Consider the following 18193-nt stretch of genomic DNA (forward strand, 5'->3'; position numbering starts at 1 on the left):
CGTCGCATCTTGTGCCGTATTGACACATAATTGTCATAGTCAGACCAGCATTTCGCGCGCCGGTCCCTGTCCCAGGAAGGTCGCGGGGCTCGCCGAAGCGCCATAGGCGCCGGCCTGGAACAGCGCGATCAGATCGCCGGCATCGGCACGCGGCAGCGCGACCTGGTCGCCCAGCCGGTCGAGCGGAGTGCACAGACAGCCGACCACCGACACGGTTTCGGCCGGTTCACCGCCGAACCGGTTCGCGACCGCAATCGGATAGTTGCGCCGAATCACCGTGCCGAAATTCCCGCTCGCGGCAAGTTGATGGTGCAGTCCGCCGTCGGTGACGAGGAAGGTCTCGCCGTGGCTGACCTTGCGGTCGACAATTCGCATCAGATAGACGCCGGCTTCGGCGACCAGCCAGCGGCCGAGTTCCATGGCGAAACGGCTTTCGCCCAGCACCGGATCGCGCTCCGCCAACGTCTCCGCAAGCGCCGCGCCGACCGCGGCGGCATCAACCGCCTTGTCGCCCGGGAAATAAGGCACCCCCATTCCGCCGCCCAGATTGACGAGCGGCGGCGTCGCGCCGATCGCGTTCGCCAGCCGCGCCGCGAGCGCGACCGTCTGCGCCTGCGTCTCGGCGATCGCATCGGCGTCAAGCGCCTGCGATCCCGCGAAAATATGGAAACCCTGCCAATCGGCGCCAGCATCCCGCAGACGCCGTACCAGCCCCGGCACCGCGTCGGCATCGACCCCGAACGGCTTGGCCCCGCCGCCCATCTTCATCCCCGATCCCTTGAGGTCGAAGTCGGGATTGACCCGCACCGCAAGCCGCGGGGTGAGGCCCAGCCGCGCGCCGATCGACAGCGCCCGTTCGGCTTCGCCCGCCGATTCGAGGTTGAGCGTCGCACCGGCTGAAATCGCCGCTTCGAGTTCGCGGTCGCGCTTGCCGGGCCCCGCAAAGCTGATGTGTGCGGCCGCCACGCCGCTGCCGAGCGCGGCCTTGAGTTCGCCGCCCGACGCGACGTCGAACCCGTCGACCAGCCCCGCCATATAGGCGAGCAGCGGCGCATAGGGGTTGGCCTTCATCGCATAATGAAGCTGCACCGCATCCGGCATCGCCGCGCGCCACTCGGCAACGCGCGCCGCCAGCATGGCGCTGTCATAGACGAACAAAGGCGTGTCACCCGCCGCATCGACCAGCGCCTCGGCGCGGTCGCCGCCGATCAGCAGCATGCCGTCGTCGTCGGCGGCAAAGCCGGGCGGGATCGGGCCGTGCGGCTTCATGCCGTCACCTGCGGCACCCAGTCGGCCGCGATCGCCACGCGGTCGAGCTTGCCATTGGGATTGCGCGGCAGTTCGCCCCGCCATTCGATCGTCTGCGGCTGCATGAAATTGGGCAGGTTCTGGCGTAGATAAGCCGCCAGCCCTTCCTCGTCGGCGACGCCGCCCTTGCCGCGCACGATCAGGACGATCGCGGCGCCCAGCCGCGCGTCGGCCACCCCAAACGCCACCCCTTCATAAATCAGCCCCGACGCCACCGCGACATCCTCGACCTCGGTCGGGCTGACGCGGTTGCCCGCGGTCTTGATCATCGCATCGTCGCGGCCGACGAAATAGAGCAGATGATTGGCGTCGCGGCGCACCGTGTCGCCCGACCACACCGCCATCCCGCCATATTGCGACGCGCGCGGCGCCGGTTTGAAACGCTGCGCCGTCCGCTCGGCGTCCTGCCAATAGCCCTTGGCGACCAGCGGCCCGCAATGAACAAGTTCGCCAGGCTCCTCGTCGGCGGTGATCGTCCCGTCGGGGCGGCATATCAATATCTCGGCATGCGGGATCGCGCGGCCCATCGAGGTCGGATGGTCGGCGACATATTTCGGATCGAGATAGGTCGACCGGAACGCCTCGGTCAGCCCGTACATCGGGTAGATGTCGGCATGGGGGAAGGTCGCGCGCATCGCATCGATCAGCGACGGCGTCAGCGCCCCGCCGCTGTTCGTCAGCCGCCGCAGCAGGCCGGCGGCTTCGCGAGGCCATTCGCTTTCGACGAGTTGCACCCACAGGGGCGGCACCCCGGCCAGCGTCGTCGCGCCGTGCCGCGCCACCGCCTTCACGACATCGCGCGGCGTGAGATAATCGAGCGGCGCCACCGCCCCCCCGGCGTGCCAGGTCGAAAACAGCTGGTTCTGCCCATAATCAAAGCTCAGCGGCAGCACCGCGAGGACGCGATCATCGGGGGTCAGTTTCAGATAGGAAGCGACGCTTTCCGCCCCCAGCCACAAATTGGCGTGGCTCAGCATCACGCCCTTCGGCCGCCCGGTCGACCCGCTGGTGTAAAGGATCGCCGCCAGATCGTCGGGCTCGGCCATCGAGGGTGGCAACCCCTCGCCGCCCGAATCGATCACCTCTTCGGCGATCTTCAAATCCTGCACCGCGCATTCGGCCGGCCGCGCATCGCCCAGCATGCCGGCGCGCGAGCTGTTGGTGACCAGCAGTTTCGCGCCGCTGTCCGCCAGGATATGCGCGACCTGCGGCCCCTTGAGCAGCGGATTGACCGGCACATGGATCAGCCCCGCGCGCGCTGCGGCAAGCGGCATCAGGCAAGCTACTCTCGTCTTCGCGCTCCAGCTCGCAACCCGCTCGCCCGGCCCGCCGGCCTGTTCGAGCAGCCACGACGCAAGCCGGCCAACGCTGGCATCCAGTTCGGCGAATGTCGTGATACGGTCACCGATCAGCAGCGCAGCCGTATCCGGCGCGCCGCGACGGGCGAGATGGTCGATCGGATGCGAGGGCGATTTTTCGTCTTTGGTCATGGGCTGTTAGGAGAGTGATGATAGAGGCCCGCACCATGCAAGGGAACGATGAACATCCCGCTAATGATAGCAAAGTGGCGGAGGATGCGCGCGCCGCGGGCTTTGCGTCGCCCTTCGATCGCGGTGCCTGGTTCGACCTGCTCGCAGCGCATGGCTTTGCCGGCGAAGGCCGCGTCGACGCACAGGGCACGCACGCAGGCGCCACCGCCTGGCTGCCGCTGCGCCGCGACAAGCCCGGGCATTTCGCTGGCCTCACCAACTGGTACAGCTTCTCGATCCGCCCACTTTTCCGTGGTGAGGGCGACCACGCGGCCGCGCTCGCCGATCTTTTCCGCCGCCTGCGCCAGCAGGCGGCGCGGCTGTCGCTCTACCCTGTCCCCGACGCCGATCAGGGCAGCATCGCCGCCGCCTTGCGCACCGCCGGCTGGTGGGTGAAGGCGGCGCCCGCGGGCGACCGCCACTGGCTCGATCTCTCTGATATGGATCATGACGGCTGGTGGGACAGCCGCCCCGGCGCGCTCAAGAATACGGTCAAGCGCAAGGCGAAGAAGGGCGTCGTCGACATCGCGCTGTTCACCGCCTTCGACCCCGACGCCTGGGCCGCCTATGAAGCCATTTACGCCGCGAGCTGGAAACCCGAGGAAGGCCACCCCGCGCTGCTCCGCGCCTTTGCCGAGAGCGAGAGCGCACGCGGCACGCTTCGCATGGGGCTCGCCCGGATGGCGGGCGAACCGGTTGCGGCACAATATTGGACCGTCGAGGACGGCAGTGCCTTCATCCACAAGCTCGCGCATGTCGAAGACAGCCTGAAAGCGTCGCCGGGCACCTTGCTGTCAGCGGCACTGTTCCGTCATGTCATCGAAATCGATCGCGTGACGCGGGTCGATTTCGGCACCGGCAACGATGCCTATAAGCGCGACTGGATGAACCGCCACGAACCCTTGTGGCGGATCGAGGCTTTCAATCCGTCGCGCATCGCGGCATGGGGACCGGCATTGAAGGCCTTTGGCCGTTCCATGCTGGGGAAAAAACCGTGACCGATCGCACTGATGTCGATGCCACCCTGCGCGCGCTGCTTGCCGATGTGCTCGGCCTCGGCGAAGCGCGCGCCGCCGCGCTGACCGCCGACAGCGGCCTGTTCGGCGAACTGCCCGAGTTCGATTCGATGGCGGTCGCGACGGTGCTGACCGAAATGGAAGACCGGCTCGGCATCCTCATCGACGATGATGAGATCGACGGCGAAATATTTGAAACCTACGGCAATTTGCTTGCCTTTTCGCAAGCCAAAGTGACCGGCTGACCCTTATGCGCGCATGACCGAACATCATCTGCGCATCGACCCCGCGGGCGCCCCGCGCGCCACGATCCTCATCGTCCCGCCGCTGTTCGAGGAAGCGAACCGCACCCGCCGCACGCTGGTGCTCGCGATGCGCGCGCTCGCCGCGCAGGGTTTTGCCGCGCTGCTTCCCGACCTTGCCGGGCAGAATGACAGCCTCGTCGCGCTCGAGGACGTCGACCTTGCCCGCTGGCGATCCGAACTCGCCGCTATCAAGATCGACGGCCCGCTCATCATCGTGTCGGTTCGCGGCGGCGCACTGATCGATCATGCCGTCCAAGCCGCCGCCTGGTGGCGCCTGGCGCCCGCTGGCGGCGCCTCGCTGCTCCGCACGCTGATGCGCGCCCGCGTGTCGGCCGATCGCGAGGCCGGGCTGGCCACTTCGCTCGAAAGCCTGCAAGCCGAAGCACGGTCCGCGCCGCTGCTGCTCGCGGGCAACCGCCTGTCGCCCGCCATGGTCGCACAACTGGGCGGCGCCGAACCGCAGCCCGTGGAGCCGCTGCGCACCGTGGCACTCGGCGCGGACGGCATACTGGGCACCCCGCTCTGGCTGCGCGCCGAGCCGGGCGAGGACGCCGCCATGGCCGGGACGATCGCCGACGATATTGCCGCGTGGAGCACGACATGCGGCATCGGCTGAACTTCGCCTGCCATGGCGCCACGCTCGCCGCGACGCTCGACGCCGCGCCGGGCACCACCGGGCTGCTCATCGTCTCGGGCGGCAACGAGATACGCAGCGGCGCGCACCGCGGCATGGCCTTGCTCGCGCAGCGCGTCGCGGCGGCGGGCTATCCGGTGTTCCGCTTCGACCGCCGCGGCATCGGCGACAGCGAGGGCGAAAACGGCGGCTATCTGTCGAGCGCGCCCGACGTCGCCGCCGCCATCGCGACGTTTCGCAAAGCCGCGCCGCAGCTGACACGCATCGCCGCCTTCGGCAATTGCGACGCCGCGAGCGCGCTGCTGCTGCACCAGCCGCTCGACCTCGACACGCTGATCCTCGCCAATCCCTGGACCTATGACGAGGATGGCGGCGATACCGACGCCCCGGACGAACCGGCGCTGCCGCCCGCGTCGGCGATCCGCGCGCGCTATCTGGCGCGGCTCACCGATCCGAAGAGTCTGTGGCGGCTGCTCAAGGGCGACGTCGATTTCGGCAAGCTTGCCCGGGGCCTTTCGGCGCTACGGAAACCCGCGACTCCCGCTGCGCCGGATAGCCTCGCGGCGCGTCTCGACGACGCAATGGTAAAGCTTGATCGGCCCGCGACGCTCCTGCTCGCAACGGGCGACCGCACAGCGCAGGCGTTTATCGAAAATTGCCCCGCGGCGCTGACCCGCGCCCCGGTCGAACGCCTCGCCAGCCCCTCACACAGCTTTGCGGGCGACGATGCCGAATGGCTGGCGGCGCGGATATTGGAAAAGCTGGGCTGAACGGCCTTTCCCAACCTTTGTCATTCCCGCGAAAGCGGGAACCCAGGGATGGGCCAGCCGACGGAGGCTCTGGGTTCCCGCTTTCGCGGGAATGACGAAGTTAAGATGGTGGCACGGCCGCTCCCGGCCGCTAACTACGCTTCCAGCTCAGCCTAAGCGTCCACCATCGCGTGATATTCCGCCTCGGCCAGGAACCGCTCGGCATCCAGCGCCGCCATGCAGCCCATCCCCGCCGCGGTCACTGCCTGGCGGTAAATCTTGTCGGTGACGTCGCCCGCCGCGAACACGCCGGGGATCGACGTCAGCGACGTACCGGGGGTCACCTGCAGATAGCCGTCGGCGTCGAGCGGCAGCTTGCCCTTGAACAATTCGGTCGACGGGCTGTGGCCGATCGCGACGAAACCGCCGTCGGTCGGCTCGAAGCTCGGCTCGCCGGTCACCGTGTCGACCAGATCGACGCCGACCAGCCCCGACACGCCGTCGCCCGCGACGAAGCGTTCGACCTTCTTGTTCCAGAGCGTCCTGATTTTCGGATTGGCGAACAGCCGGTCCTGCAAGATCTTCTCAGACCGCAGACTGTCGCGGCGGTGGATCAACGTCACATCGTCGCTGTGGTTGGTGAGGTACAAAGCCTCCTCGACCGCGGTGTTGCCGCCACCGATCACCACGACCTTCTTGCCGCGATAGAAAAATCCGTCGCAGGTGGCGCAGGCCGACACGCCCTTGCCGCCCAGTTCCTGCTCGCCGGGGACGCCCAGCCATTTCGCCTGCGCCCCGGTCGCGATGACCAGCGTTTCGGCCACATAGACGTCGCCGCCGTCGCCGGTGATCCGGAACGGGCGCTGCGACAGGTCGACGTCGACGATCGTGTCCCAGATCATGGCTGTCCCGACATGCGTCGCCTGCGCGGTCATCTGTTCCATCAACCACGGGCCCTGGATCACTTCGGCGAAACCCGGGTAATTTTCGACGTCGGTGGTGATCGTCAGCTGCCCGCCGGGCTGGATTCCCTGCACCACGATCGGCCGCATGCCCGCGCGCGCGGCATAGATGGCGGCGGACAGGCCGGCGGGGCCGGAGCCGAGAATGAGCATCTTGGTGTGGTGCGTGGCGGGCATGGCGATCTTTCACAGGCGGTGCGGAAGGCACAGATGGGTGTTGCCAACCGCGCTAGCAAGGGACAGGCTGCACGCCAAGGGGAGAAGCCAATGGCGAGCTGGTGGGAACGTCACGGAGTACCGCGGCTGATCAAATGCGCCTGTTCGCAGGGGCAGATCATGAAGCTGCGTAGCAAGGTCGTGCCGCATGCGGGCGGCGACGTGCTCGAGCTGGGCTGCGGCGGCGGGATCAACATGGAATTCTATGATCCCGCGCGGATCGCGAGCTTCACGGGGCTCGACCCGTCGGCCGAACTGCTGGCGATGAGCCGGGCGGCGGCGCAGGCGCACGGCATCGATGCCGACATCCGCGGCGGCATTGGCGAGGCGATGCCGTTCGACGATGCGATGTTCGACACCGTCGTTACCACCTTCACCCTCTGTTCTGTCGCCGAGCAGGCGGCGGTGCTCGCCGAAATCCGCCGCGTGCTGAAACCCGGCGGCACCGCCTTGTTCCTCGAACATGGCGCCGCGCCCGATGCGGGCGTCGCCAGGTGGCAGCGGCGGATCGAACCGCTGTGGAAACGCATCGGCGGCAATTGCCACCTGACCCGCCCGATCGGCGACGCCTATGAAAAGGCGGGGTTTTCGGTCGACCGGCACGCCGCCGCCTATATGCCCAAGACGCCGCGTCCGTTCGGCTGGGTCGAATATGGCGCGGCGCGGGGGCCGGGCTGATGATATTCAGCCGGGAATGCGGGCGATGACCTTGATCTCGAAATCGAACCCCGCGAGCCAGTTGACGCCGATCGCGGTCCAGTTCGGATAAGGCGCTTCCGGGAAGACTTCGCTTTTAACGGTCAAGACCGTGCCGAACTGATTTTGGGGATCGGTGTGAAAGCTCGTCACATCGACGATATCGTCGAGCCCGCATCCACCCGCTTGCAGCGTTGCCTCGAGATTGGCGAATGCCAGACGGACCTGCGCTTCAAAATCGGGCTCGGGCGAGCCATCGCTGCGGCTGCCGACCTGCCCCGACACGAACAGCAGGTCGCCCGATCGGATGGCGGCGGAATAGGTGTTTGACGTATAGAGGTCATGCCGACCGGCGGGAAAAACGGCGTCACGTTGGGCCATGGGTCATATCCTTTTGCGGGTCGCCGGAACGCGATGGCGACAGGTTGAATGTCGATTGCATATTCTCATATACGTGACGTATATAAACTCACCCCCGCGGCATTCAAGTGGCATACGTCGCGTATCTGAAAGGATCGGTTGTGGCTGCACGGCGCCGCGCGGAAACAATGGAAGAAAACCGCGGAAAACTGATCTCCGCGGGTCGAAAGGCCTTCGCATCCGAAGGATTTGCCGCGGCGTCGATGGACGAACTGACCGCATCGGTCGGCCTGACGCGCGGCGCGCTATACCATAATTTCGGCGACAAGAAGGGGCTGCTTGCGGCGGTCGTGGCCGAAGTCGATGGAGAAATGGCGGCGCGGGCGCGGGTCGCCAGCGCCGGCGCGGGGGACGACTGGGAACAGCTTCTGGCCGAAGGCGCCGCTTATATCGCGATGGCGCTGGATCCCGAGGTGCGACGGATCGTGCTGCTCGACGGCCCCGCGTTTCTTGGCGATCCCTCGCACTGGCCCAGCCAGAACGCGTGTCTGGAGGCGACGAAGCAGGCGACCCGGAAATTGATCGCCGACGGCGTGATGAAGCGCGTCGATATCGAGGCTGCCGCCCGCCTCCTCTGCGGTGCGGCACTGAACGCGGCGCTGTGGGTCGCGGCCAGTGACGATCCGCAGTCCGCCCTGCCCAGGGCGGTCGATGCCTTTCGCCTCATGGCAGAGGGGTTTCTGGCCGGGAAACTCTGATTTCCCGCTTTGCTGGCCGCCGCGCGCGTCCGGTCAACCGGCCGGGTCGTCCTTCTCGCCGACTTCGACCAGCCCATGCCCGACGCTGATCCGCTCGTCGAAAACGAAACAACTGCCGTGCCAGCGGCTCTCGACGGCGGGCACCTGTTCCAGATAGGCGAGGATGCCGCCCTTCAGATGGACCACATCCTCGACCCCCTCGCTCCGCAGGAAGGCGGTCGATTTCTCGCAGCGGATGCCGCCGGTGCAGAACATCGCGATACGCTTGCCCTCGAATTCGGCGGCACGCGCGCGCCACCAGCCGGGGAAGTCGCCAAAGCTTTTGGTTTCGGGGTTCAGCGCCCCGTCGAAGCTGCCATAGCCGACCTCGAAACCGTTGCGCGTGTCGATCAGCACCGTGTCGGGATCGTCGACCAGCGCGTTCCAGTCGGCGGGGTCGACATAGGGCGCGGCGTCGCGGGCGGGATCGAGCCCCGGCACCTTCATCGTCACGATTTCCTTTTTCAGCCGCACTTTCATCCGCTGAAACGGCATGGTGGCGGCGGTCGAATATTTGACGTCGAGTTCGGCGCAGCCGGGCAGCGCACGGATATCGGCAAGCACCGCGGCGATGCCCGCTGCGCGTCCGGCGATCGTCCCGTTGATCCCTTCCCGCGCAAGCAGCAGCGTGCCGCAAATATCCTCGGCGACGCAGAGGTCAAGCAACGGCTGGCGGAGCGCCGCGGGATCGTCGAACGGCGCGAAGCGATAAAGGGCGGCGACGGTGAAGGTCATGAGGCCGGCCCCTTAGACAAAACTTGCCGTCATTGCGAGCGCAGCGAAGCAATCCAGGGCAGTTTACGCGCGCCCTGGATTGCTTCGCTGCGCTCGCAATGACGCGCTATTTCACCGAAACGGATCGCTCCTCCCCGTCGCATATTGCGCCATCGCCATCGTCGTCCACTGCGCGTTGACGCGGATGCAGGTCGGAAAGACGCTGGCGTCGGTGACGAGCACATTGGTTGTCCCATGCACCCGGCATTCGGGATCGACGATGCCATATTGCGGATTTTCGTTGATCGCATTGCCGCCATGGGGGTGGCTGCTCGACAGGGTGACATCGTCCTGCTCGCGGATCGCATCGTGGAAGAAGGCGTCGATATCCATGCCGCGGGTCACCACCTGCCCCTTCGCCAGCGCCGGATAGCATTCGATCGCGCCCGCCGCGAAATGCACCTTGGTCAGCGTCGCCATCGCGCGGCGCAGCACCGGCAGGTCGTCGCTCGTGTCGAGCCGGAACTCCAGCTTGTCGCCCGTCACCCGTCCGCGCCGGTCGGCGGGAAACAGGATGCCCGCCGAATGGACGCGGCCGAAATTCTTCATCCGCGCGCTATGGTCGCCGAACCAGCCGGGCATCAGCGAGGCCATCGACATCGGCGGCTGAAAATGGCTTTCGAGCAGGAAGTCACCGCAGTCGACATAACTCGCCATCTGATCCTCGTCCCACGCATTGCCGCCGACCCCCTCGGGCATCAGCGCCACAACGGGCGAGGCGACGTTCAATGACACCTGATATCCCGTGCCCGATATGTCGCTGCGGTCGAGCAGTTTCGAGGAGGCGATCGTCCCGCATGCGACGACGACACCGACACGCGCGCGCACCAGTCGATGCGTTCCGCCCGGCAGGACCAGCTTCACCGCCTCCGCCTCGCGCCGTCCGTCGATCGCGGTCTGCCAGACGATCTCGTCGGCCTTCGTCCCCGGCAGGATGCGCGCGCCATGGTCGCGGCATGCCGCGGGCAGATAGGTCTGCGCGATCCCCATCCGCCGGCCATAGGCGCAGCCCGAATTGCAATAGCCGCAATAGGCGCAGGCGGTCGGCGTGTTCGGCGGCCCGAAATTCTTCGCGAACCAGTCGGCGACCGCGCGCTGCTCGCGCGGGTCGGTCGAGGCGCCCGCATAGGCGGCCCAGCCGTTCAGCAGATGCGGTCCATTGTGCCGCCCGCTCCGCGGCTCGATCTTCGCGATCCCCAGCTTCACCTGCACCGCGTCATAGCTTGCGTGGAACGCCGCGGCATCGACCGGCGCCCCGATGCTCGCCCATTTCGCCAGCACGTCGACCGCATCGGGGTGCGTGCGGCCTGCCTCGTTGACGCGCAGGCAGATGCCGTTGTTGATCGTCGACGACCCGCCGACGCAGCGCCCCTGGAACACCACGAAATCGCGGTTGGTCGAAGTTTGCAGCGCGCCGTGCTTGAACAGGTTCGCGACCATGTCGAGTTCGTGATGATTGATCGCGGGCGACGGAAAAAAGGGCCCCGCCTCGACGATCAGCACCTTATAACCCTGCGCCGCGATATTATACGCCGCGACCCCGCCGCCCGCGCCCGATCCGATGACGATCACGTCATATTCGTCGGCGAGCGTATCGGCATTGAGGATATGCGCCGGATCAATCTCGCGACCGGGGACGGGTTCGATCGCTATCTCCCCGGCGCCGCGCTGGCGAAATTTGGGCAGGGTGAAACCAATCTGGCGATGCACCGGGTTCGCGGCATTGGCGTCCTGATCGCCGGGCACCAGTCCCGTTTGCCAATGCCCATAATAGCAGGCGTAAATGACCCCGCGCAGCCGGGCCATGTCCTGGAACAGGTCGATCTGGCTGTTCATGAGCCGGCCCCGGATCGTCTTGGCGCGCCCCGCGACATCGTCCTCGGTGAAAAAGGGGCCGCCGAGCACCACCTCGGTCGCCAGCAGCGACAGGCGAATCTCGTCGAGCTTCGTCCCCCCGACCTTGGCGAACAGGTCGCAGACATTGGCGACGACCTGATCGGCCGAAATCACCATCTCGGCCTCATGAAACAGCGCCTCGGTCAGCGCTTTCAGAAATCGCAATTGCCCGAAATTAAACGGTGCCGTCATCCCCTGCCCCCTCCTTTTTGGTGCCCGTCTACGTGATCTGGCTGCCGCCATCCACCGGAACGAGCGCGCCGTTGATATAGCTCGCGCGTTCGGACAGCAGAAAGACGATCGCATCGGCATATTCCTGCGGCGCCCCCATGCGGTCGCCCCAGAAGGCCGCGCCATGCCCCGCCATCATCCGCCGCTCGATCTCGCGCGGCGAAACGCCTGCCTCCGCCGCCTGCGACGCGATCGCGCCGTCGAGCGCCGCGGTGCGGATCCATCCGGGTAGCACGGCGTTGACGCGCACCCCGCTGCCCGCGACGTCGCGCGCCAGATTCTTGACGAGATGCGCCAACGCCGCCTTCATCGCACCATATTGCGCGGTGCTTTCGCTATAATGCCGCACCGAATTGGCGAGGACATTCACCACCGCCCCCTGCCCCGCCGCCTTCATCGCCGGCACCACCGTGCGGCCCAGCCGCGCCGCGGTCAGGAAAATGCGGTCGAACGCCGCCAGCCACGATGCATCGCTGCCATAGGGCGGGGCGGTGCCGGGCTCGCGCGCCGGAAACGGGCCGACGGTGTTCGCAAACAGGTCGATCCGGCCGTGCACGGCAAGGATCGCGGCGACGGCGGCCGCGACGCTATCTCCATCCATCGCGTCGAAAACATGGATGCCGGCGCGCCCGCCGTCGCCGCGGATCAGCGCCGCGGTTTCCTCGAGCATGTCGGCGCTGCGCCCGCCAAGAAGCACATGCGCGCCTTCACGCGCGAGCGTGACTGCGGTCGCCCGGCCCAGATCGCGCCCCGCGCCCGCGACAAGCGCGATCTTTCCGTCCAGCCCCAGATCCACCATCTTCTCCCCCGCCGCGATCAGCGCGCGACCGCCGCGACCGGCAAATAGGGCCGCACCACCGCCATCGCGCGCGCGACATAGGCCCGTTTTTCGCCGACCGGCGCGACATAATGCAGCGCATCCTCGGCCGCACGCGGCCCGGCGAGCCGCGCGATGATCCAGGCCGCCAGATATTGCGACGCCAGGCAGCCGCCCGCGGTCGCGACATTGCCGTGCGCGACGAACGGTGCGTCGAGCACGTCGATCCCCGCCTCGATCACCCACGGCTTGGTCGTCAGGTCGGTGCAGGCAGGGAGGGTGCCGATCAGCCCCAGCTTCGCGAGCAGCAGGGTCCCCGAACATTGCGCGCCGATAAGCTGGCGTTCGGGATCGAGCGCGATCTGCGCCAGCAGCGCCGGGTCGGCGGCATGGTCGCGCGTCCGAATCCCGCTGCCGATGATCACGGCATCGGCCTCCGCCGCGAATTCCAATGGCTTCTGGCGGTCCACCGTCACCCCGTTCATCGACGTCACCCGCGGCGTCGGCGCCGTGATATGCGCGGCCCAGCCCGCGGCGTGCAGCCGGTTGAGAATCGCGGCCGCCACGAACGAATCGAACTCGTTGAAGCCGTCGAACGTCAGCACCGCGATCTGCATGGGACCATCCTTGATGAAAGCCGGACGCTCCGCCTATCATCGAAACCGCGCCGGTGGAACGGGGTCAGCGCACCGCGATCGTCAGATGGGCGATCGGACCGACCGTCCCCAGCCGTGCGCGGATCTCGGCCGCGGGCACGCCGCTCTCGACCTCGACGATCGCCGCGCGCGCTTGGGGGCCGACGCGCCAGACGTGCAGGTCGGCGACCCGCACGCCGTCAATCGCGGCGATCCGTGCGCGCAGGACCCCAGCGAGCGTCTCGTCGCTCTCGTCGAGCAGGATGGAAGCGGTGTCGCGCATCAATCCCCACGACCAGCGGGCGATCACGATCGCGCCGACAATCCCCATCATCGGGTCCATCCAGTGGAGCCCGAGGTAGCGCCCTGCCAGCAGCGCCCCGATCGCGAGCAGCGAAGTCAGCGCGTCGGCAAGCACGTGAAAATAGGCCGAGCGCAGATTATTGTCATGGCCGTGGTGATGACGATGATCGTCATGATCATGATCGTGATGATGATGGTGTCCGCCCATCAGCAGCAGCGCGCTGATGATATTCACCGCCAGCCCCAGCACCGCGACCAAGGTTGCGCTGCCGAAATCCACCCGCACCGGATCGATCAGGCGCAGGACCGATTCGAACGCGATGCCGATCGAGAAAATCCCGAGGATCAGCGCCGACGCAAAGCCGGTGAGGTCGCCGACCTTGCCGGTGCCGAAGCTGAAGCGCGGATCGTGACGATGCCGCTTCGCATAGCGATAGGCGAGTGCGGCAAGGCCGAGCGCCCCGGCGTGCGTCGCCATGTGAAATCCGTCGGCGAGCAGCGCCATCGATCCCGTCCAATATCCCGCGGCGATCTCGCCCGCCATCATCACCGCGGTGAGCGCGACGACCCATAGCGTGCGCCTGGCATTCTCGTCATGCGCATCGCCAAGAAAATCGTGGAGATGCTGGGCCGGGGCGGATTCGGACACGCGGCTCCTCCTATTTGGCGTAGCGGCGGATCACCGCCAGCAGGTCGGCGGCACCCTCGGCGCGTTCCGTGTCGCTCAGCCCGGGCAGCGCGACATGTTCTTTCAAATGCTCGGCGATCACCTCGTCGAGCAGCCCGTTCACCGCACCGCGCACTGCGGCGATGCGGTGAAGTACGGTGGCGCAGGGCGCATCGGACGCCAGCGCCTTTTCGACGGCGGCGACCTGTCCGGCGATGCGGTGGACGCGGGCGACAAGATCGGGGCGGGAAGAAAGATGACTCATACCATACCCCCCTATCCTATAACCGCTGATCGGGCAACCGTGCGAATGCTGCATCTGCGATCCAAGCGCGAGAGCGGCCGGACGGGTGCGATAAATTGCCGTTCGCATCCGCAAAATATGCAACCGGATGCCCTGAAAAGGCTTTTGGGAAGCAAATGCTTATAAAGGACAGATTTTCATGTTTCTTGCCGCCGTCATGCTTGTTGCTTCCGCCGCCGCCCCGCTCGACATCGGCTTCGACCGCGCGATGGCGGACAAGCAATGCGCCGCCGACGTCAAGGCAGAGGATCTCGACGGCCGGATCGAATGCCTCGACTATCAGCTGCGCGGCCGCCGTCTGTGGGTCCTCGTCGCCGCCGATCGCGGCCGCGAGGGTGCGGCGGACATGGAAAGCTGCAGCAGCCGCTGGACCGAAGACGGCGTGACCGACTGGCGGATGGCGGGATCGTGCCTGACCGAAGCCGGCGACCCGCTGGCCGCGGCGCGCGGCAAGCGCGACTTCGATGAAAAGGGACTGCACGCTTTATGCTCGGAAGCGGGCGATCCGGGCCTGCCTCCGCCGCCCAGTTCCGAAAACCGCAGCCCCGTCGAGGAATGCGTTTTCGACAACGCCGTCGACTATCGCATCTTCCAGCTGCTCGAAAAAACCTATCGCGGCGCGATCGGCAAGAGCTTCGCCTATTGCCGCAGCAACTGGACCGAGGATGGCGTCATCAACTGGCGGATGGCCGAATTGTGCGGACAGCTTCAGATCCGCGCGTGGGAGCGGCTGGCGGATTGGCGCTAGGCGCGGATGCGCAGTTTCGGCCGATTGCCGCCATTACCCTTATCGTCACCCCGGACTTGATCCGGGGTCCCGCTTGAAGTCGAAAACTGTCGCTGCCCTCAAAAAAGCGGGATCCCGGGTCAAGCCCGGGATGACGAAATGAGGGTGAGCGAACGTCCGCTCCCCACCCCAATGCCGGCATCAACACCAGCTTTGTACTGCTTTTCTCAGGCCGCCTTCTTCGCCTGCCGGTATCGGTGAAGCAGCGGCTCGGTGTAACCCGACGGCTGCGCCACGCCTTCGAAGATCAACGCGCGCGCGGCGCGATAGGCGATGCCCTCCGGCGCCAGCTTCTCGTACAGCGCATCGCCCGCATTCTGCGCGTCGACCTTCGCCGCCATGCGCGCCAGCGCCGCGTCGACCTGCGCTTCGGTGCAGACGCCGTGGAGCAGCCAGTTGGCGAGCGCCTGACTGGCGATGCGCAAGGTCGCGCGGTCCTCCATCAGTCCGACGTCGTCGATATCAGGAACCTTCGAACAGCCGACACCCTGATCGATCCAGCGCACGACATAGCCCAGGATGCCCTGGCAATTATTGTCGAGTTCGCGGGCAATCTCGGCGTCGCTCCAGTTGCGGCCGGTGGCGACCGGGATGTTGAGCAGTCGGTCGAGCGACGGGACCGCCTCGCCCGCGATTTCCCGCTGCCGCGCGAACACGTCGACTGCATGATAGTGGAGCGCATGCAGGGTCGCGGCGGTCGGCGACGGCACCCAGGCGGTGTTCGCCCCCGATTTCGGATGGCCGATCTTGGCCTCCAGCATCGCCTTCATCAGGTCGGGCATCGCCCACATGCCCTTGCCGATCTGCGCCTTGCCCGACAGGCCACAGGCCAGCCCGATGCGGACGTTGCGATCCTCGTAGCTCGCGATCCAGTCGCTCGCCTTCATCTCGCCCTTGGGGATCATCGGACCGGCGCGCATGCTGGTGTGGATCTCGTCGCCAGTGCGGTCGAGGAAACCGGTGTTGATGAAGACGATGCGGTCTTTCACCGCTTCGATGCACGCCGCGAGGTTCGCCGAGGTGCGGCGCTCCTCGTCCATCACCCCGACCTTGATCGTGTGGCGCGCGAGGCCCAGCAGATCCTCGACCGCGTCGAACAGCCGGTCGGTGAAACCGCATTCCTCGGGCCCATGCTGCTTGGGCTTGACGATGTAAACACTGCCCGCGCGGCTGTTTTTCAGCGTCCCGAGGCCCTTCAGATCGTGCAGCGAACAAAGGCTGGTGAACAGCGCGTCGCACAGGCCTTCGGGCGCCTCGCTACCATCGGGCAGGCGGACCATCGGCGTCGTCATCAAATGCCCGACGTTGCGCACGAACATCACGCTGCGCCCCGGCAGGGTGAAGGCGGTGCCGTCGGGGGCGGTCCATGCGCGGTCGGGCTCCATCGCGCGCGTCACCGTCTGCCCGCCCTTGGCAAAGCTTTCGGTCAGGTCGCCGCGCATCAGGCCAAGCCAGTTGGTGTAGCCGAGCACCTTGTCCTCGCCATCGACCGCCGCAACCGAATCCTCGAGGTCGATGATCGTCGTCAGCGCGGCTTCGAGCAGCACGTCGGCGATGCCCGCCGGGTCGGTCCGGCCGATCGCGCTCGCCGGGTCGATCACCAGTTCGATGTGCAGGCCGTTATGCTTCAGCAGAATGGCGCCGGGCTTGCTGCCCGCCAGCTGCGACGGATCGGCGAGCGCCGGATCGCCGCCCTGCCAGTCGGCCCAGCTTCCCGATGCCAGCGGCACCGTCTCGTCGAGAAACGCCTTGGCACGCGCGATCACCGCCGCGCCGCGCGCCGCATCATAGCCGCCGGACTTCGCCGCCGGCGCGTCGAGTGCGTCGGTGCCGTAAAAGGCGTCGTACAGGCTGCCCCAGCGCGCATTGGCGGCGTTCAGCGCGAAGCGCGCGTTGAGCGCGGGCACGACGAGCTGCGGCCCCGCCATCGTCGCGATCTCGGGATCGACATTCGCGGTGCCAACCGCGAACGGCGCGGGTTCGGGGACAAGATAGCCGATCTCGCGCAGGAACGCCTGATAGGCGGCGGCATCATGCCCCTGCCCTTCACGGCCGCTATGCCAGGCATTGATCTTCTCCTGCAAATCCTCGCGCTTCGCCAGCAGCGCGGCATTTTCGGGCGCAAACCGGCCGAGCAAGGCGGCGAAATCGCTCCAGAAAGCCGCCGCGTCGAGTCCCGTGCCGGGAAGTGCGCGCTGTTCGACGAAATCGATCAGACGCGAATCGACGGACAAACCATGGCGGTCTTGAAAATCAGTCATGAAACACCCTTTGGTCGGCGCAAACACGCCAGTGGACCCGGGGAGGAAAGGGCCGCTGCCCTATGCCGCGAACCGCGCAGCTTGGCAACCGCCCGTCGTCGCGTGGCAAACGCGTCGGCCTTGGGGGTGGAGCGGACAAGGTACCACCCACTTTCGGGATAACGTCAGCTACCCGCCGTTTCCTACTCTCCCCCACAATAAGCACATGCCAATCGCCGCGCCGCGCCCTATAGCCGCGCCATGACCCCCCGCACCCTTCTCGGCACCGCAGATGTCCCCGGCGGCGATCCGCTACGCCTGTTTCAGCGCGGCAATGATTTCATCATCGCGCTCGACCGCAACGAATTGATGAGCAGCCGGATGAGCGGCTCCGAGGAGGCGCTGGCGGAGATGAGTTGCGACCGGTTGCGCAACGATGCTTCGCCGCATCTGCTCATCGGCGGCTATGGCATGGGCTTCACCTTGCGCGCGGCGCTGGCGCGGCTTGGCCCCGATGCGCGCGTCACCGTTGCCGAACTGGTCCCCGACATTATCGACTGGGCGCGCGGACCGATGGCGGCGATGACCGCGGGTTGCCTCGACGATCCGCGCGTCGAGCTGTTGCTCGCCGATGTTTCGGGCGTGATCGGCGGCGCGACGCGGCAATATGACGCGATCCTGCTCGACGTCGACAACGGCCCCGACGGGCTGACGCGCGAGGGCAACGACCGCATCTATTCGATGGGCGGCCTCGCCCGCGCCAGGGCAGCGCTGCGCCCCGGCGGCATATTGGCGGTCTGGTCCGCCGCCCCCGACGCCAAATTTTCGCGGCGCCTCAAGGAATCGGGTTTCGCGGTCGAGGAAGTCGTCGTCCGCGCGCGCAGCAATGGCAAGGGGCCGCGCCACCTGATCTGGTTTGCGCGCACCGCCTGACAAGCAGAGGGGGTCGCAAAGCCGCTTCCCTCTG

At 66.8% G+C, this 18193-nt stretch carries 19 protein-coding genes; 8 read left to right on the forward strand and 11 right to left on the reverse strand.

The features are described 5' to 3' along the window. Positions 1-39: 39 nt before the first annotated feature. Together FHR22_RS14335 and FHR22_RS14340 are read right to left on the reverse strand one after the other, a co-directional pair. Positions 40-1269 (reverse strand): pyridoxal-dependent decarboxylase, exosortase A system-associated, encoded by a 1230-nt coding sequence (locus tag FHR22_RS14335; RefSeq protein WP_166944007.1) that lies wholly within the window; start codon positions 1267-1269, stop codon positions 40-42. Then, a complete protein-coding gene (locus FHR22_RS14340; RefSeq protein WP_166944010.1) occupies positions 1266-2798 on the reverse strand; it encodes an acyl-CoA ligase (AMP-forming), exosortase A system-associated in 1533 nt (510 codons plus the stop codon). Before FHR22_RS14340 ends, FHR22_RS14335 begins: the two co-directional genes overlap by 4 nt. Positions 2799-2872: 74 nt before the next feature. On the opposite strand from FHR22_RS14340, the gene FHR22_RS14345 reads away from it, so the two are divergent. From FHR22_RS14345 to FHR22_RS14360, 4 genes are read left to right on the forward strand one after another with little or no spacing between them, the layout of a single operon-like run. Next, positions 2873-3835, forward strand: a complete 963-nt coding sequence (locus FHR22_RS14345) for a GNAT family N-acetyltransferase (protein ID WP_341786629.1) — start codon at positions 2873-2875, stop codon at positions 3833-3835. Continuing rightward, positions 3832-4098, forward strand: coding sequence for an acyl carrier protein (locus FHR22_RS14350; protein WP_341786630.1), 267 nt, complete (start codon positions 3832-3834; stop codon positions 4096-4098). The genes FHR22_RS14345 and FHR22_RS14350 overlap by 4 nt, the downstream gene beginning before the upstream one ends. Before the next feature lie 13 nt (positions 4099-4111). After that, positions 4112-4774 carry an alpha/beta hydrolase family protein gene (locus tag FHR22_RS14355; RefSeq protein ID WP_166944019.1) on the forward strand — a complete coding sequence of 221 codons (663 nt, stop codon included), beginning with the start codon at positions 4112-4114 and terminating at the stop codon, positions 4772-4774. Continuing rightward, positions 4759-5562 carry a hydrolase 1, exosortase A system-associated gene (locus tag FHR22_RS14360; protein ID WP_166944022.1) on the forward strand — a complete coding sequence of 268 codons (804 nt, stop codon included), beginning with the start codon at positions 4759-4761 and terminating at the stop codon, positions 5560-5562. Before FHR22_RS14355 ends, FHR22_RS14360 begins: the two co-directional genes overlap by 16 nt. Positions 5563-5714: 152 nt before the next feature. Here the strand turns inward: FHR22_RS14360 and trxB are convergent, their stop codons facing one another. Next, a complete protein-coding gene (gene trxB, locus FHR22_RS14365) occupies positions 5715-6680 on the reverse strand; it encodes a thioredoxin-disulfide reductase (protein ID WP_166944024.1) in 966 nt (321 codons plus the stop codon). Positions 6681-6770: 90 nt separating this feature from the next. On the opposite strand from trxB, the gene FHR22_RS14370 reads away from it, so the two are divergent. Beyond that, on the forward strand, positions 6771-7397 hold the full coding sequence (locus tag FHR22_RS14370; protein WP_166944027.1) for a class I SAM-dependent methyltransferase: 627 nt from the start codon (positions 6771-6773) through the stop codon (positions 7395-7397). Between the two features lie 6 nt (positions 7398-7403). Here FHR22_RS14370 and FHR22_RS14375 read toward each other — a convergent pair whose 3' ends face one another. Further along, the gene (locus tag FHR22_RS14375; protein WP_166944030.1) at positions 7404-7796 is read right to left on the reverse strand and encodes a RidA family protein; all 393 of its coding nucleotides are present in this window, start codon (positions 7794-7796) and stop codon (positions 7404-7406) included. Between the two features lie 167 nt (positions 7797-7963). Here FHR22_RS14375 and FHR22_RS14380 point away from each other — a divergent pair, with 167 nt between their 5' ends. Continuing rightward, the gene (locus FHR22_RS14380; protein ID WP_208417747.1) at positions 7964-8533 is read left to right on the forward strand and encodes a TetR/AcrR family transcriptional regulator; all 570 of its coding nucleotides are present in this window, start codon (positions 7964-7966) and stop codon (positions 8531-8533) included. A gap of 33 nt (positions 8534-8566) precedes the next feature. On the opposite strand, the gene trhO is transcribed toward FHR22_RS14380, so the two are convergent. The 6 genes from trhO to FHR22_RS14410 all read right to left on the reverse strand — a co-directional run bounded on the left by trhO (position 8567) and on the right by FHR22_RS14410 (position 14160). After that, the gene (gene trhO / locus FHR22_RS14385; RefSeq protein WP_166944034.1) at positions 8567-9307 is read right to left on the reverse strand and encodes an oxygen-dependent tRNA uridine(34) hydroxylase TrhO; all 741 of its coding nucleotides are present in this window, start codon (positions 9305-9307) and stop codon (positions 8567-8569) included. 111 nt (positions 9308-9418) lie between these two features. Next, a complete protein-coding gene (locus FHR22_RS14390) occupies positions 9419-11434 on the reverse strand; it encodes a GMC family oxidoreductase N-terminal domain-containing protein (protein ID WP_166944037.1) in 2016 nt (671 codons plus the stop codon). 28 nt (positions 11435-11462) lie between these two features. Continuing rightward, a complete protein-coding gene (locus tag FHR22_RS14395; protein ID WP_166944039.1) occupies positions 11463-12269 on the reverse strand; it encodes an SDR family oxidoreductase in 807 nt (268 codons plus the stop codon). 20 nt (positions 12270-12289) lie between these two features. After that, entirely contained in the window at positions 12290-12907 is a 618-nt protein-coding gene (locus FHR22_RS14400; protein WP_166944041.1) for a DJ-1/PfpI family protein, read from the reverse strand. Between the two features lie 64 nt (positions 12908-12971). Next, positions 12972-13877, reverse strand: a complete 906-nt coding sequence (dmeF, locus tag FHR22_RS14405) for a CDF family Co(II)/Ni(II) efflux transporter DmeF (protein ID WP_166944043.1) — start codon at positions 13875-13877, stop codon at positions 12972-12974. 10 nt (positions 13878-13887) lie between these two features. Next, positions 13888-14160, reverse strand: coding sequence for a metal/formaldehyde-sensitive transcriptional repressor (locus FHR22_RS14410; protein WP_166944045.1), 273 nt, complete (start codon positions 14158-14160; stop codon positions 13888-13890). Between the two features lie 178 nt (positions 14161-14338). Between FHR22_RS14410 and FHR22_RS14415 the strand changes: the two genes are divergently transcribed. Beyond that, on the forward strand, positions 14339-14947 hold the full coding sequence (locus FHR22_RS14415) for a hypothetical protein (protein ID WP_166944047.1): 609 nt from the start codon (positions 14339-14341) through the stop codon (positions 14945-14947). A 206-nt stretch (positions 14948-15153) separates the two neighbouring features. On the opposite strand, the gene FHR22_RS14420 is transcribed toward FHR22_RS14415, so the two are convergent. Beyond that, a complete protein-coding gene (locus tag FHR22_RS14420) occupies positions 15154-17247 on the reverse strand; it encodes a malate synthase G (protein WP_166944049.1) in 2094 nt (697 codons plus the stop codon). A gap of 240 nt (positions 17248-17487) precedes the next feature. Between FHR22_RS14420 and FHR22_RS14425 the strand changes: the two genes are divergently transcribed. Beyond that, the gene (locus tag FHR22_RS14425; RefSeq protein WP_166944051.1) at positions 17488-18159 is read left to right on the forward strand and encodes a spermidine synthase; all 672 of its coding nucleotides are present in this window, start codon (positions 17488-17490) and stop codon (positions 18157-18159) included. The last annotated feature ends 34 nt before the right edge of the window (positions 18160-18193 follow it).

Origin of the sequence: Sphingopyxis panaciterrae (assembly GCF_011762125.1) — a bacterium.
In the GTDB taxonomy this organism is placed as follows: Bacteria; Pseudomonadota; Alphaproteobacteria; order Sphingomonadales; family Sphingomonadaceae; genus Sphingopyxis; species Sphingopyxis panaciterrae.